Genomic DNA, 14646 nt, shown 5'->3' on the forward strand with positions numbered 1-14646 from the left:
ACCCACTTCGGTTCCATCACGGCTCGGCGCGCCTCCGCCTGAGCGCAACGTGACGCGTCTAACGTCCGGTGACGTGACCGAATCCCAATCCACCGCCGAACCCGCGCCGTTCCGCGCCGCCATCGACGCGATGCATCGGGCTCAGGTACACCCGGCGATCGAAATCGGTCCGATCCGGCCGCCGCAGCGTCTCGCCCCCTACAGCTACGCGATCGGTGCCGAGGTCAAGCATCCCGACTCCGACCAGGTAGACGAACAGAGCGACGGCGACGCCTTCGGCCGCCTGATCCTGCTGTACGACCCCGACGGTGCCGAGGCCTGGAACGGCACCCTTCGACTGGTCGCGTACATCCAGGCTGACGTCGACGAATCCCTCGCCGACGATCCCCTGCTCCCCGAGGTCGGGTGGAGTTGGCTGGTCGACGCGCTGGAGTCACGGTCGGAGCCGCTCAACGCACTCGGCGGCACGGTCACCTCGACCAGCTCGGTGCGCTACGGCGACATCGCCGGGCCACCGAAGGCCCATCAGCTCGAACTGCGCGCCTCGTGGACGGCCACGTCCGAGGACCTCTCGACGCACGTCGAGGCGTTCTGCGAGGTGCTCGCCTACGCGGCCGGTCTACCGCCGGCGGGCATCACCACCCTCGGTCAGCGCAGTTCCAGCCGGACATAGTGGACGGTCCCTCGACCCGCAGGGCTTAGAGTCACATCTCATGTCAGCCGAGAGTTCTCCCGAGACCACGCCGGACGACGAGGCGAACGAGCCTGTCGCCGTTCCGCTACTGGCCCCGGCTGACGGCGTACCCGACGTGGTCGACACACCGGACGCAGTGCGCTCGGCTGCCGCTCTGCTCGCCGCAGGTCACGGCCCCCTCGCCGTCGACGCCGAACGCGCCTCCGGCTTCCGCTACTCCCAGCGCGCCTACCTGCTGCAGTTCCGTCGCCGCGGCGCAGGCACGGTTCTGCTCGATCCGATCCCGGTCACCGGCGACCTCGCTCCGCTCGCCGAGGTGATCAACCCGCTCGAATGGGTACTGCACTCCGCCGATCAGGACCTACCGGGACTCGCCGAACTCGGCCTGATACCCGACACGCTCTACGACACCGAACTGGCAGGACGCCTCGCCGGATTCGACCGAGTCGGACTCGGTGCCATCGTCGAACGCACGCTCGGACTGGCCCTGCAGAAAGGCCACGGGGCCGCCGACTGGTCCACCCGCCCCCTGCCCGACACCTGGCTCAACTACGCCGCGCTCGACGTCGAGGTTCTACTCGAACTGCGCGACGCGATGGCCGAGGAGCTCGAACAACAGGGCAAGACGGAATGGGCAGCACAGGAATTCGCCCACATCCTCACCCTCGGGCCGCCCAAACCCAAGACCGACAGATGGCGTCGGACATCGGGGATCCATGCGATCAAATCTCCCCGCACCCTCGCTGCCGTTCGCGAGCTGTGGACCACGCGAGACGAATTGGCGGCCAAGCGTGATGTGGCACCGAGCCGGGTGCTGCCAGACTCGGCGATCGTGGCGGCGGCAACAGCGGACCCGAAATCCTCGCGGGAGCTCGAGCAACTGCCGGTCTTCGGCGGTCCCCGTCAACGCAGATCGTCCCGATTGTGGGCCTCGGCCCTGACCCGTGCACGGGCGCTTCCGACCTCCGAATTACCTTCGATGGCAGCCTCTTTCGACGGTCCACCGCCGGTCAATCGGTGGGCTCGCCGCGATCCCGATGCAGCAGCGCGACTCGCCGACGTTCGAGCCGCAATGACCGCGCTCAGCGAATCGGTTGCAGTACCGGTCGAGAATTTGTTGATGCCGGATCTGCTGCGCCGCCTGGTGTGGGATTGGCAGAGTCCGACCGATCCCGACGTCGACCCTGCCGAGCTGATCGACGCCCGACTGGCCGAGGGCGCGGCCCGACCCTGGCAGCGGACGCTGGTGGTGCCGGTACTGGCGAAGGCACTACACCCTTCCCAAGTTACCGACGGGTAATACCGGCTACAGTAGGACACGCGTCCGGGCACCCGGGCGAGTCGTCCGCATCTGTCGGGAGGATCCAAAAGCGTGTCTGTACCCGCGTCCACCAGCTCACAGAGGAATGTTGTCTTCGTCGACGGCATCCGTACCCCGTTCGGCAAAGCAGGCCCCAAGGGCATGTACGCCGACACTCGCGCAGACGACCTCGTCGTCAAGGCAATCCGCGAACTTCTTCGCAAGAACCCCAACCTCCCTCCCGAGCGCATCGACGAGGTCGCGATCGCCGCGACCACGCAGACCGGCGACCAGGGCCTGACCATCGGCCGTACGTCCGCACTGCTCGCCGGACTCCCCCGCAGCGTCCCCGGCTTCGCCATCGACCGCATGTGCGCGGGCGCGATGACCTCGGTGACCACCACCGGATCGGGCATCGGCTTCGGCCAGTACGACGTCGTCATCGCCGGTGGCGTCGAGCACATGGGCCGCCACCCGATGGGTGAAGGCGTCGACCCCAACCCGCGCTTCCTCGCCGACAAGCTCGTCGATCCCAGCGCGCTGGTCATGGGCAACACCGCCGAGAACCTGCACGACCGGTTCCCGAGCATCACCAAGGACCGCACCGACGCATACGCCGTCGCCAGCCAGAACAAGTACGACGCCGCCAAGAAGGCCGGCTTCATCGCCGACACTCTCGTGCCCGTCGCCACCAAGTCCGCCGCAGGCTGGGGCCTGGCCACCGAGGACGAGCCGCCTCGCCCCGGTACCACAGTCGAGGACCTCGCCAAGCTCAAGACGCCGTTCCGGCCCGCAGGTCGCGTGACCGCAGGCAACGCCGCAGGACTCAACGACGGTGCCACCGCCGCGATCCTGGCCGGCGAGGACACCGCACACGAACTCGGCCTGAACATCGGCATGCGCATGGTCGGCTTCAGCTTCGCCGGCGTCGACCCGGCCGTCATGGGCATCGGACCGGTCCCCGCAACCGAGAAGCTGCTCGGCCGAACGGGATTGAGCATCGACGATATCGGCCTGTTCGAGATCAACGAGGCCTTCGCCATCCAGGTTCTCGCCTTCCTCGAGCACTACGGCATCGCCGACGACGACCCCCGCGTCAACCAGTGGGGCGGGGCCATCGCGTGCGGCCACCCCCTCGCGTCCTCGGGCGTCCGCCTGATGACCCAGCTGAGCCGCCAGTTCGCTCAGCAGCCCGACGTCCGTTACGGCCTGACGACCATGTGCATCGGTCTCGGCATGGGCGGCACCGTCATCTGGGAGAACCCCAACCACGCTGACTACTCAGGAGCGAAGGCATGAGCGACATCACCACAGCGTTCACCGACGAGGTAGTCACGAACGCCTTCACCAAGATCGTCTCCGTACCGGGGCTCGACGGCTCCATCGCCCTCGTGACGCTCGACAACGGCTTCGATCACACCAAGCCGTCGACCTTCGGTCCCGGCGGACTGGCCAAGTTCGACGCCGCACTCGACGAAGCATTCGCAGCGAACCCGGTGGCCATCGCCGTCACCGGCAAGCCGTTCATCTTCGCCGTCGGTGCCGACCTCAACGGTGTGCCGAACATCAAGGCCAAGGACGAGGCGCTGCAGATCGGGCAGCTCGGCCACAAGGTGTTCCGTCGCCTGCGCGAGTCGACGATTCCGACGTTCGCCTTCATCAACGGTGCCGCGCTCGGCGGCGGCCTCGAAGTGGGACTGCACTCGCACTACCGCACCGTCGCCGAGAACGCTGCCGCGCTCGGTCTGCCCGAGGCCTTCCTCGGCCTGGTACCGGGATGGGGCGGAACCCAGTTGCTGCCCAACATCATCGGAGCCTCGAACGCCGTCACCGTCGTCATCGAGAACGCGCTGAACCAGAACCGCGTCCTCAAGCCGCAGCAGGCACTCGACCTCGGCATCGCCGACGCCCTCTTCGGCGGAGCCGACTTCCTCGAGCAGTCCCTCGCGTGGGCTGCTCAGGTCATCAAGGGTGAGATCGTCCCCAACCGTCCCGAGATCGACCGCGGACAGGCCTGGGACGACGCCATCGCCCGCGCCAAGGGAATCGTCGCCGGCAAGACCAACAACTTCGCCCCCGGACCCGTCGCCGCGGTGGAGCTGCTCGAGCTCGCCAAGAGCACCGACATCACCGACTCGGCCTCGCTCGACAAGGGCTTCGCGGCCGAGGACGAGGCCCTGTCCACGTTGCTGGTCAAGGACGAGCTCCGCGCGGGTCTGTACGCCTTCGATCTGGTGCAGAAACGTGCGAAGCGTCCCGCCGGTGCGCCCGACAAGTCGTTGGCACGCAAGATCTCCGGTGTCGGCATCGTCGGTGCCGGCTTGATGGCCAGCCAGCTCGCTCTGCTGTTCGTGCGGCAGCTGAAGGTGCCGGTGATCCTCACCGACATCGACCAGGAGCGCATCGACAAGGGCGTCGGCTACGTCCACGGCGAGATCGACAAACTACTCGGCAAGAAGCGCCTGTCCCCCGACGCCGCAAATCGGTTGAAGGCGTTGGTCTCCGGCTCGATCGACAAGGCAGCCTTTGCGAAGACCGATTTCGTCATCGAGGCAGTGTTCGAGAACCTCGACGTGAAGAAGAAGGTGTTCGCCGAGGTCGAGGAGTTCGTCTCCGCCGAAACGATTCTCGCGACCAACACCTCCTCGCTGTCGATCACGAAGATGGCTGCGGATCTGAAGCACCCCGAGCGCGTCGTGGGCTTCCACTTCTTCAACCCGGTGGCGGTCCTGCCTCTGCTCGAGGTCGTCAAGGGCGAGAAGACCGATGACGCCACGCTCGCAACGGCGTTCGCTACAGCCAAGACGCTGAAGAAGTCCGCCGTGCTTTCGGCGGATCTTCCCGGCTTCGTGTTCAACCGGCTCGTGACGCGAGCGTCGAACGAGATCATCAGCGCGATCGACGAAGGCACCCCCTTCGACGTCGCCGACGGTGCCGTGGGCGAACTCGGCATGCCGATGAGCCCGCTGACCCTGCTGGCCCTCGTCGGTCCTGCCGTTGCCCTGCACACCGCGGAAACCCTCGGTGAGGCATACCCGGAGCGGTTCAAGGACTCCCCCGGATTCCGCGCGCTGGTCGAGGCGAAGAAGCCCGGCGTTTGGAACTACGGCCCCGAGGGACAGGTCGTCGACCCCGAGGTCGCTGCGCTGTGGCCGCAGGGCGATTCGCCGTCGACCGCCGAGCAGGTGCTCGAACGTACCCGCAACGCGATCGCCGACGAGATCAAGATCATGCTCGACGAGGGCGTCGTGGCAGCGGCCGAGGACATCGACCTCTGCCTGCTCCTCGGCGGCGGATTCGGCTTCTGGAACGGCGGCATCACGCCGTACCTGGATCGCAGCGGAGCCTCCGAGGCCGCAACCGGTCAGCGCTTCCTCGCCCCGGGTGTAGCCAGCGTCTAGCATTGCCCGCCGAGTTCGAGGTTGTGGACGGATTTCTCCGGTTTTTCGTCCATGACCTCGAACTCGGCATTGTTCTGTCGGGATAAGGTCTGACGCCATGAACAACGAACGCGGTCGGCTGATCGGTATCGCCTACCGCATGCTCGGTTCCTACAGCGACGCCGAAGACGCCGCATCCGAGGCTCTCGTTCGCTGGTACCGACTCACCGACGCCGAACGTGACGCTGTCGACGTCCCTGCTGCGTGGCTCACCCGAGTGGTGGGCCGCATCTGCCTCGACATGCTCGGATCCGCTCGCGTTCGCCGCGAGAACTACGTCGGGCAGTGGCTGCGGGAACCCGTCCGCGGACTCGACCCCGAGAGTTCGGCCGCCGCCGACCCCGCCGACCGAGTTGCGCAACAGGAATCGGTGACGCTGGCACTGCTCGTCGTACTCGAATCGCTCGGTCCGGCGCAGCGAGTCGCCTTCGTACTGCACGACGCGTTCGCTGTGCCGTTCGACGAGATCGCGACCGTTCTCGATCGATCTCCTGCTGCGTGCCGCCAACTCGCCTCTGCCGCACGAACTCACGTCCATTCTCGTCACCGCTCCATCGCCGACCCCATCGAGCACGACCGCGTCGTGCGGGCGTTCGCCTCGGCCTCCGCAGGCGGGGACATCGCATCCCTCGTCTCGGTGCTCGCCCGACGTCACCTTGGTCAGCGACGGCGGCGGCCACGTATCCGCGGCCCGCAATGCCGTCCTCGGATCCGATCGAGTCGCTCGCTTCGTCCGCGGCATCACTGCCAAGTCCACCGACCTCGAGTGGTCGATAGAACCCGTCAACGGCCTGTCGGGCATCGTCATCCGGCGCGACGGCGCGGTGTTCGGAGTCATCGGGTTCGACGTCATCGGGTTCGACACCGCCGACGGCGCGGTCTCCAGCATCTGGATCGTGCTGAATCCGGACAAACTCCGGCACTGGGTCTGACACCAGCCATACATTCGGCACGGCTGCGTCGTCAGAGAGTGGAGGGCCGCACAGCGCGGTCCGCATCATCTCTCGAGAATCAGGTGGATACGCGATGAAGCTAGCCGTAGCCGGTGGAACCGGAACCGTCGGAATGCACGTGGTCGAGGTTGCGCGAGAACGTGGACACGAGGTGGTCGTACTGTCGCGATCTGCCGGTGTGGATCTCGTCACCGGGTCAGGACTGTCCGACGCCCTGTCCGGCGTCGACGCGGTGGTCGACGTCGCATCGACGCAGACGATCTCGGCGAAAGAATCGACGGCGTTCTTCGCTGCCGTCACCCGCAATCTGCTCACGGAGGAGAGCGCCGCCGGAGTCGGTCATCATCTCGCGTTGTCGATCGTGGGGGTAGACGCGGCACCGCACGGCTACTACGCCGGAAAGGTGAAGCAGGAGAGCCTCGTTCGTGCCGGAGCAGTACCCTGGACGATTCTTCGAGCAACCCAGTTCCACGAGTTCGCCGCGCAGATCCGCTCGCAGACCTCGTTCGGTCCACTGACAATCATCCCCAGGATGGTCTCGCAACCGATCGCCGCCCGCGAGGTCGCCGAGCGACTGGTCGACCTTGCGGAGGGTCCACCGGCAGGGCGAGTCGCCGATCTCGGTGGACCACGTGAAGAGCGCATGGCCGAGATGGTGCGTGGTTATGCACGAGCAATCGGTGCTCGCGGTCTGGTACTCGAGGTCCCGATTCCCGGCGCATACGGTCGCGCGATGCGAGACGGAACTCTGGTCATCACAAACGATTCGGATCACGGTTCACAGACCTTCGATCAGTGGTCGGCCGCCCAGGCACGCTGACTCGCATCTCGACGAACTCGAAGCTACGGACGACATTCGAGAGATTTCCGTCCACAACTTCGAGTTCGACAGCGGAATATCGGACAATTCACCCTTTTTCGGAGAGCCGATTTTCGCACGCCGATAATAACGAGGCGATTTCGCTCCCATTCCGTCGATGCGAGGACGATGATGGCGATCGACCACCAAGGATGCTGGTTCACCTCGAAAGCTGGGTCACGTGATGACGCAATCCACCGATCGGCACACCGCCAAAGTCATCGGAGTCACGATTGCCGCCGCTGTCGGCGGCTTCCTGTTCGGGTTCGATTCGTCCGTGGTCAACGGCGCGGTGGACTCCATCCAAGAGAACTTCGCACTGTCGTCGTTCGTCACCGGCTTCGCGGTGGCCATCGCACTTCTCGGTTGTGCCGTCGGAGCTTGGTTCGCCGGCCGTCTCGCCGACAGCTGGGGCCGAAAGAAGGTGATGTTGCTCGGTTCCGCACTGTTCACCATTTTCGTCGGTGGGATCCGGGTTCGCGTTCAGCGTTCCGGATCTCATGCTCTGGCGTGTACTCGGCGGCCTGGGCATCGGTATCGCATCGGTGATCGCGCCCGCGTACATCTCGGAGATTGCCCCGGCCCGCTACCGAGGTGGATTGGCCTCGCTGCAACAGCTGGCCATCACCGTCGGAATCTTCGCCGCTCTACTGTCGGACGCGGTGCTGCAGAACGCCGCAGGCGGACCGTCGAACGACCTGTGGTTCGGACTAGAAGCCTGGCGGTGGATGTTCCTGGTCGGCGTCGCACCGGCCCTCGTCTACGGCTTTCTCGCCACTCTGATTCCCGAGTCACCCAGATACCTCGTCGGAAAACACCTCGACGAAGAAGCGGCGCGCATTCTGGGAGACATCACCGGAGAAGTGAACCCGAACGAGAGGGTCAAGGAAATCCGATTGACCCTGCGCCGGGAATCCAAGTCGTCGTTCGCCGATATTCGCGGACCCAAGTTCGGCCTGCAACCGATCGTCTGGGTCGGCATCACGATGGCGATTCTGCAGCAGTTCGTCGGAATCAACGCGATCTTCTACTACTCGACGACTCTGTGGAAGTCCGTCGGATTCAGCGAGAACCAGTCTTTCGTCACCTCGGTGATCACCTCTGTCATCAATGTCTCGATGACATTCGTCGCCATCTTGTTCGTCGACCGATTCGGCCGGCGAAATCTACTCATGATCGGCTCGATAGGAATGTTCGTCGGCCTCGTTCTCGCAGCCGTCTCGTTCACTCAGGCAGTAGGCAGCGGGGACCAACTCGAGTTGCCGTCGCCGTGGGGCCCGGTCGCTCTCGTCGGCGCGAACCTCTTCGTGGTCTTCTTCGCCGCGACCTGGGGACCGATCATGTGGGTGATGCTCGGAGAGATGTTCCCCAACCGAATGCGCGCCGTCGCCCTCGGTATCAGTACTGCGGCCAATTGGATTGCCAACTTCGCCATCACCCTGGCCTTTCCGCCGTTGTCCGACACCATCGGACTCGGATTCATCTATTCGTTCTTTGCGTTCTTCGCGATCCTGTCTTTCTTCTTCGTCAAGTACAAGATCAGAGAGACCAAGGGAATGGAGCTCGAGGACATGGAGATCTGACATGCCGATATTCGTCGTCGAATACACCTACACCCCCGAAACATCCTCGGGCCGTGACGATCACCGAACCGATCACCGCGCATGGCTGCGTGAACTCGAGCGTCGCAAGATTCTCCGATCGTCGAGCCCACTCGCCGATCACAGTGGTGCCACGATGATCGTCGAAGGCACCGACAAGGCAAGTGTGGAGCGGATGTTCGCACACGACCCGTTCGCCCTGGCCCATCTGATAGATCGCGTTCGGATCGAAGAGCGGGTGACAGGCACGTAGCGGATGGTCGAGGTCCGATAAAACGCCACACGTCGGAGAACACGACCACCAACCCGATCACCACCGTGACCGGACCGGTGACGGCCGCAGTCCATGCGGGGACTGTCAGATACACGGTTGATCCGGTCTCGGTTCGGTGCGGCATTCGTGAACCCGTGGCGGGAGTCGAGGGAATTCCCGCTCGACCTGTGGTGCATTGTGAGGGAAGGAAACTATCCCTCGTTCCGATGCCGAAAGCAGGCCATGAATTCCCGAACCGTGTTCGCTGTGGTCACCGTCGTGTTGTTCGGTCTCGGTCTGCGTCTGTTGTTCGGCAGTACCTCTGCTCTCACCTCGGATATTGCAGCGTTCTACTCTGCCGACTCCGTCTCGATGGCGCTGCTGACGACGGGGCCGGTGATCGTCCTCGGCGTGTGCGCGGCTGCTGCAGGCTTTGTGCTGCGTCGCGCGCGGGTGACCCACGTGCTCGTCGGATGCTTGATTCTCATCGCTGTGGGCACCGCGGTGCGCGCAGTGCCGTCCTGGCCGGTGCTGGTGGCGGGAGCCCTCGTGGCGGCTGCGGGTATTGCGGTGGCGAATGTGTTGGGTCCGGTTCTGGTACGTGTGATCGTGCAGGAGTGGAGCCCGCAGGAACGACCCGATGGGCAGGAGTGGAGCCCGCAGGAACGACCCGATGGGCAGGAGTGGAGCCCGCAGGAACGACCCGATGGGCAGGAGTGGAGCCCGCAGGAACGACCCGATGGGCAGGAGTGGAGCCCGCAGGGACGATCGGAGAATCCGGCGGTGTCGGCTCGGCGGCTGGGGTTGTTGACCGGTGTGTTGACTGCCGTGATCAGTGCCAGTGCGGGTGTTGCGTCGGGGGTCTCCGTTCCGTTGGCGGAGGCGCTCGACGGCGGTTGGCGGTGGGTGCTCGGGCTGTGGGCGGTCCCGGTGGCTATTGCGGCGCTGTGTATGGCGCTGCTGTCCCGGATGTTCGCGAGGGCGGGGCCGACGGCAGTGTCCGGTGCCGTGGAATCGCAGGGCGGTTCGGCCGTGCTGCGCTCCCCCGTCGCGTGGGCGGTGACGGCGTTCATGGGTGTGCAGTCACTCATGGCGTACTCGATGATCGCGTGGCTGCCCACGATCTACCGGGATCGTGGAGTGGACGCCGCCGCGGCCGGGCTACTGTTGACGGCTCTGTCCCTCAGCAGTGTCGTGACGGCGCTGACGGTGCCCAGCGTGGCCACCAGGTTGCCGAGACAAAGCGTTCTGGCCGTTGCGGTGGTGTTGCCCACCGTTGCGGGCTTGGCGGGGGTGTTGTCGTCTGCAGATTCCTGGGCGCTGCTGTGGGCCGTGTTGCTCGGACTCGGCCAAGGCGGGCAGTTGTCCCTGGCGATGACGCTGATGAATCTGCGGGCCGCGACGGCACGTGATGCTGCGTCGTTGAGTTCGATGGCACAGACGGTCGGCTACGTGCTGGCAGCCTGCGGCCCGTTGGTGTGCGGCGCTGTGCATTCGGTGACGCAGCGGTGGGAACCGTCGGTGCTCTTCCTTCTCGTGATGACGGCTCCGATGGCAGTCGCGGGTGCGGTGGCCGGACGCCGCGCGTTCTACGGCGTCGACGTCCGGCAGGAGACCGGTGTCAGAGGCTCTTGACCCAGTGCGAGACCCGCTGCACGACGTCCTCGCAGGTGAGACCGAGTTCGTGGTGTAGCTGTTCGCGCGATGCGTGGTCCAGGAATCGTTGTGGCACACCGAGATCGCGGCACGGGGTATCGACGCCTGCCCCGCGGAGAGCCGCAGACAGGGTCGAGCCGATGCCACCGTGCAGGCCACTGTCTTCGAGGGTGACCACCATCCGGTAGTCCTCCGCCAATTTCAGCAGCGCCTGCGGGATGGGCAGCACCCATCTCGGGTCCACCACTGCGACCGAGATGCCGTCCTGCTGAAGTTTGTCCGCCGCGTGCACGGCCAGCGGACCGAACACTCCGACGGCCACGATCAACACATCGCCCGTCGCGTCGGACGGCTCGGTCAGTACGTCGACGATTCCGTCGAGTCTGCGCACTGCAGGTACGGTTTCGGTCACTGCGCCCTTCGGAAAGCGCAGTGCTGTGGGTCCGTCGGACGTCGCGATCGCCTCGGCCAGTTCTTCTCGCAGTGTTTCGGCATCTCGCGGTGCCGCCACCTTCATGCCGGGAACGATGCCGAGCAGAGACATGTCCCACATGCCGTTGTGGCTGGCACCGTCGGCCCCGGTGACCCCGGCGCGGTCCAGCACCACGGTGACCGGCAGTCCGAGCAGCGCTACGTCCATCAGCAACTGGTCGAACGCGCGATTGAGGAAGGTGGAGTAGATCGCGACCACCGGATGCATCCCGCCGAGCGCGAGCCCGGCAGCCGACGTCATCGCGTGCTGCTCGGCGATACCGACGTCGAACAACCGGTCGGGGAAGCGAACTCCGAACGCGGCGAGCCCGGTGGGCGCGGCCATCGCTGCGGTGATCGCTACGACGTCCTCGTTCTGTTCGCCCTGCTCGATCAGTGCCGCCGAGAACACCGATGTCCAGTCCGGTGCCGACTTCGACCGCGCCAGTCCCGTCAACGGATCGATGACGCCGGTGGCGTGCATCTGGTCGGCGACGTCGTTCTCGGCGTGCACGTAGCCCATGCCTTTGCGCGTCACCGCGTGGACGATGACCGGACCGCCGTACGCCTTGGCTCGGCGCAGAGCCGATTCCATCGCGTGCTGGTCATGGCCGTCGACCGGACCCAGGTATTTGATACCGAGATCGGTGAACATCACCTGCGGGCTGATGGCGTCCTTCACCCCGGCCTTCATGCCGTGCAACATCGCGTAGGCCGTGGGCCCGACGATCGGAATGCGACGAACGATGCGGCGACCGTTGTCCAGCACCTTCTCGTACCCGGGCTGAAGCCGAAGGGCTGCCAGATGATCGGCCAGGCCCCCGATGGTCGGGGCGTACGAGCGACCGTTGTCGTTGACGACGATCACCAGTGATCGGTCGCGGCCTGCGGCGATGTTGTTGAGGGCCTCCCAACACATCCCGCCGGTGAGCGCACCGTCGCCGACAACAGCGACGACGTGCCGGTCGGTTTCGCCTTTGAGTGCGAAGGCTTTGGCCAGGCCGTCGGCGTAGGAGAGGGAAGCCGACGCATGCGATGACTCCACCCAGTCGTGTTCGCTCTCGACACGTGACGGGTAGCCGGACAGGCCGCCCTGCTTGCGGAGCGTGTCGAACAGACCGGTGCGCCCGGTCAGCATCTTGTGCACGTACGCCTGATGACCGGTGTCGAAGATGACGGGATCACGCGGGGAGTCGAAGATGCGATGAATCGCCAACGTCAGTTCCACGACACCGAGATTGGGACCGAGGTGGCCGCCGGTAGCGGACACCTTCTCGACGAGAAACGCACGGATCTCGCGAGCCAATTCGGCCAGCTCCGCACTGCCGAGGTCGCGCAGGTCCTCGGGCGTCTGAATTCGAGCTAGGACACCCAACGAGATCGCTCCCTCCGGCCGGAAAACACAATGGAAATTTCAGTCTACGGAGTTGCCGTGCCCTGCTGCTCCGCCCAGCGTCGTGACGCCGACAGTACCGTCGAACGTCGGGGTGCCCTGGGTCAGCCGCCCCTAACCTCGCCCGGTGTCGAATCGGACATCACACATACAGTGTGGCCTATGAGCAACGTGGTCGATGCCATCCTGCGCCGAGTTCACGAACTGTGCCGCGACGATACGTCCGGGCAGGTGGCGGACTACATCCCCGAGCTCGCTGCCGTCACGCCGGACGGGTTCGGTATCGCGCTGACGACCACGGACGGTTACGTCTACGAGGTCGGCGACACTCGACTCCCCTTCACGATCCAATCGATCTCCAAGCCGTTCACCTACGCACTGGCGTTGGCCGACCGGGGCATGGACGTCGTCGCGAGCAAGGTCGACGTCGAGCCGTCCGGTGAGCCGTTCAACGAGATCAGTCTCGACCCCGTCACCGAGCGCCCACGCAACCCGATGATCAACGCCGGTGCCATCACGTCGGCGTCGCTGATCGCGGGGCGAAGTGCCGAGGATCGATTCGAGCGCATTCGAGCCTCGTACTCGCGGTACGCGGGGAGGTCTCTGGCGTTCAACGATGCCGTGTACCGGTCGGAGGCGCGCACCGGCAATCGCAACCGCGCAATCGGCTACATGCTCCGTTCGTTCGACATCATCGACCACGATCCCGACGCCGCCGTCGATCTGTACTTCCGCCAGTGCTCGATCGACGTCACCGCCGCGGACCTCGCGATGATGGCGGCCACCATGGCCAACAACGGCGTCAACCCGCGCACGCGTGAACGCGCACTGGCACCGGCTCTGGTCGAGCGAGTGCTGTCGGTCATGACGACGTGTGGGATGTACGACGGTGCAGGCGACTGGGTCGCGAGGGTCGGCCTGCCGGCCAAGAGCGGGGTCGGCGGCGGGATCCTCGCGGTTCTCCCTGGACAGATGGGCATCGCCGTCTACTCCCCACGGCTCGATTCGCACGGCAACAGCGTGCGCGGAGTCGCCGCCTGCCGAGAACTCTCGAAACGCCTCGAACTGCACTTCCTGCACGTCACCCGAGCGGCGAAGTCCTCGATCCGGCGCCGCTACGTCGTCACCGAGGCACCCTCACGCAAACGGCGATCGGAGGTGGAACAGGCAACCTTGGCTGCCGTGGGCGATCGCGCCCGTGTGTACGAGCTGCACGGTGATCTGCTGTTCTCCGGTGCCGAGACTGCCGTCCGTGAGATCGGCGACCTCGATCGGGAACTCGACGCACTCGTCATCGATGTGCGAGGCGTCGACGAGGTCAGCGACATCGCTCGGACCATGTTCGAGGATCTACGTCAGGATCTGGCGGAGCACGGCTGTGTGGTGGGTCTGGTGGATCCCAGAGCGATCATGGGTCACACGACGTCGAGTCTCGACCCGGCCGACCCCGCTGGCCGAACCTACTCGAGCCTGGGTGCGGCCATCCAGTGGGCCGAGAATCTGTTGCTCGATCGCCATTGCTCGGGGGTGCGACAGCCGACCGTCGTCACCACGGCCGAGCATCCGTTGCTGGCCGGGCTGTCCGCCGCACAATTCGAGGCCGTCACTCCGTATCTGGAGAAGCGGCACTACGCGCGCGGAGACGTGATCGTTCGCCACGGCGATGCGGCGGCAGGCCTGTTCCTGATGCTGCGCGGCGAGGTGACGTCCACGGCCGTCGCCGCCGACGGTGGCAAGCACCGCATCACGACTCTCTCCCCCGGTATGAGTTTCGGTGAGATGCCCCTGCTGATGTCGGTACCGTTCCTGCTCGACATGGTCGCCGACACACCGGTCGATCTCGTGGTGGTGTCGACGGCGCACTTCCAGGCGCTCACGCGCGACGCACCGGAGATCAAGCTGGCGCTGCTGGAAAATCTCGCCACCGGGGCCTACGGCCAGATGGCAACGGTGATCAGAACGCTCGGGCGGTTCGACATCGGTATCTGACCGATTGTCGAACCGCCCGAGGCGATCGTGCGGATGC

At 65.4% G+C, this 14646-nt stretch carries 11 protein-coding genes and 1 pseudogene; 10 read left to right on the top strand and 2 right to left on the bottom strand.

All coding sequences use genetic code 11. The features are described 5' to 3' along the window. Positions 1–73 precede the first annotated feature (73 nt). The 6 genes from AYK61_RS04810 to AYK61_RS04835 all read left to right on the top strand — a co-directional run bounded on the left by AYK61_RS04810 (position 74) and on the right by AYK61_RS04835 (position 7207). Positions 74–673: a DUF3000 domain-containing protein gene (locus AYK61_RS04810; RefSeq protein ID WP_037189453.1), complete on the top strand. Its 600-nt coding sequence runs from the start codon at positions 74–76 to the stop codon at positions 671–673. 40 nt (positions 674–713) lie between these two features. Then, positions 714–1994, top strand: a complete 1281-nt coding sequence (locus AYK61_RS04815) for a ribonuclease D (RefSeq protein WP_121870012.1) — start codon at positions 714–716, stop codon at positions 1992–1994. Between the two features lie 72 nt (positions 1995–2066). Then, entirely contained in the window at positions 2067–3293 is a 1227-nt protein-coding gene (locus AYK61_RS04820) for an acetyl-CoA C-acyltransferase (RefSeq protein WP_068050622.1), read from the top strand. Next, positions 3290–5395 carry a 3-hydroxyacyl-CoA dehydrogenase NAD-binding domain-containing protein gene (locus tag AYK61_RS04825; RefSeq protein ID WP_121870013.1) on the top strand — a complete coding sequence of 702 codons (2106 nt, stop codon included), beginning with the start codon at positions 3290–3292 and terminating at the stop codon, positions 5393–5395. Before AYK61_RS04820 ends, AYK61_RS04825 begins: the two co-directional genes overlap by 4 nt. 97 nt (positions 5396–5492) lie before the next feature. Further along, positions 5493–6464, top strand: a complete 972-nt coding sequence (locus AYK61_RS04830; RefSeq protein ID WP_259467933.1) for a sigma factor — start codon at positions 5493–5495, stop codon at positions 6462–6464. Then, positions 6461–7207: an SDR family oxidoreductase gene (locus AYK61_RS04835; protein WP_121870014.1), complete on the top strand. Its 747-nt coding sequence runs from the start codon at positions 6461–6463 to the stop codon at positions 7205–7207. Before AYK61_RS04830 ends, AYK61_RS04835 begins: the two co-directional genes overlap by 4 nt. A 216-nt stretch (positions 7208–7423) precedes the next feature. On the opposite strand, the gene AYK61_RS28225 is transcribed toward AYK61_RS04835, so the two are convergent. Beyond that, positions 7424–7600 (bottom strand): hypothetical protein, encoded by a 177-nt coding sequence (locus tag AYK61_RS28225; RefSeq protein ID WP_374700633.1) that lies wholly within the window; start codon positions 7598–7600, stop codon positions 7424–7426. Between AYK61_RS28225 and AYK61_RS04840 the strand changes: the two are divergent. From AYK61_RS04840 to AYK61_RS04850, 3 genes and pseudogenes are all read left to right on the top strand, one after another. Then, positions 7524–8829, top strand: a pseudogene (locus tag AYK61_RS04840) (sugar porter family MFS transporter). The gene AYK61_RS28225 and the pseudogene AYK61_RS04840 overlap by 77 nt on opposite strands. A gap of 1 nt (position 8830) precedes the next feature. Continuing rightward, the gene (locus AYK61_RS04845) at positions 8831–9100 is read left to right on the top strand and encodes a YciI family protein (RefSeq protein ID WP_121870015.1); all 270 of its coding nucleotides are present in this window, start codon (positions 8831–8833) and stop codon (positions 9098–9100) included. A 243-nt stretch (positions 9101–9343) separates the two neighbouring features. Then, positions 9344–10735, top strand: coding sequence for an MFS transporter (locus AYK61_RS04850; protein WP_121870016.1), 1392 nt, complete (start codon positions 9344–9346; stop codon positions 10733–10735). Here AYK61_RS04850 and dxs read toward each other — a convergent pair. After that, on the bottom strand, positions 10722–12602 hold the full coding sequence (dxs, locus tag AYK61_RS04855; RefSeq protein WP_121870017.1) for a 1-deoxy-D-xylulose-5-phosphate synthase: 1881 nt from the start codon (positions 12600–12602) through the stop codon (positions 10722–10724). The two genes, AYK61_RS04850 and dxs, sit on opposite strands and share 14 nt — an antisense overlap. Before the next feature lie 180 nt (positions 12603–12782). Here dxs and glsA point away from each other — a divergent pair, with 180 nt between their 5' ends. Beyond that, complete coding sequence (gene glsA / locus AYK61_RS04860) at positions 12783–14609, top strand: glutaminase A (RefSeq protein WP_121870018.1); 1827 nt, start codon at positions 12783–12785, stop codon at positions 14607–14609. Positions 14610–14646: the final 37 nt, after the last annotated feature.

Origin of the sequence: Rhodococcus sp. SBT000017, from assembly GCF_003688915.1 — a bacterium.
GTDB lineage: Bacteria > Actinomycetota > Actinomycetes > Mycobacteriales > Mycobacteriaceae > Rhodococcoides.

Excerpts from the sequence above, each read along its gene's own strand:
- AYK61_RS04815 (WP_121870012.1), top strand. The coding sequence starts at position 714 with ATGTCAGCCGAGAGTTCTCCCGAGACCACGCCGGACGACGAGGCGAAC.
- AYK61_RS04825 (WP_121870013.1), top strand. The coding sequence starts at position 3,290 with ATGAGCGACATCACCACAGCGTTCACCGACGAGGTAGTCACGAACGCC.
- AYK61_RS04830 (WP_259467933.1), top strand. The coding sequence starts at position 5,493 with ATGAACAACGAACGCGGTCGGCTGATCGGTATCGCCTACCGCATGCTC.
- AYK61_RS04835 (WP_121870014.1), top strand. The coding sequence starts at position 6,461 with ATGAAGCTAGCCGTAGCCGGTGGAACCGGAACCGTCGGAATGCACGTG.
- AYK61_RS28225 (WP_374700633.1), bottom strand. The coding sequence starts at position 7,600 with ATGGCCACCGCGAAGCCGGTGACGAACGACGACAGTGCGAAGTTCTCT.
- AYK61_RS04845 (WP_121870015.1), top strand. The coding sequence starts at position 8,831 with ATGCCGATATTCGTCGTCGAATACACCTACACCCCCGAAACATCCTCG.
- AYK61_RS04850 (WP_121870016.1), top strand. The coding sequence starts at position 9,344 with ATGAATTCCCGAACCGTGTTCGCTGTGGTCACCGTCGTGTTGTTCGGT.
- glsA (WP_121870018.1), top strand. The coding sequence starts at position 12,783 with ATGAGCAACGTGGTCGATGCCATCCTGCGCCGAGTTCACGAACTGTGC.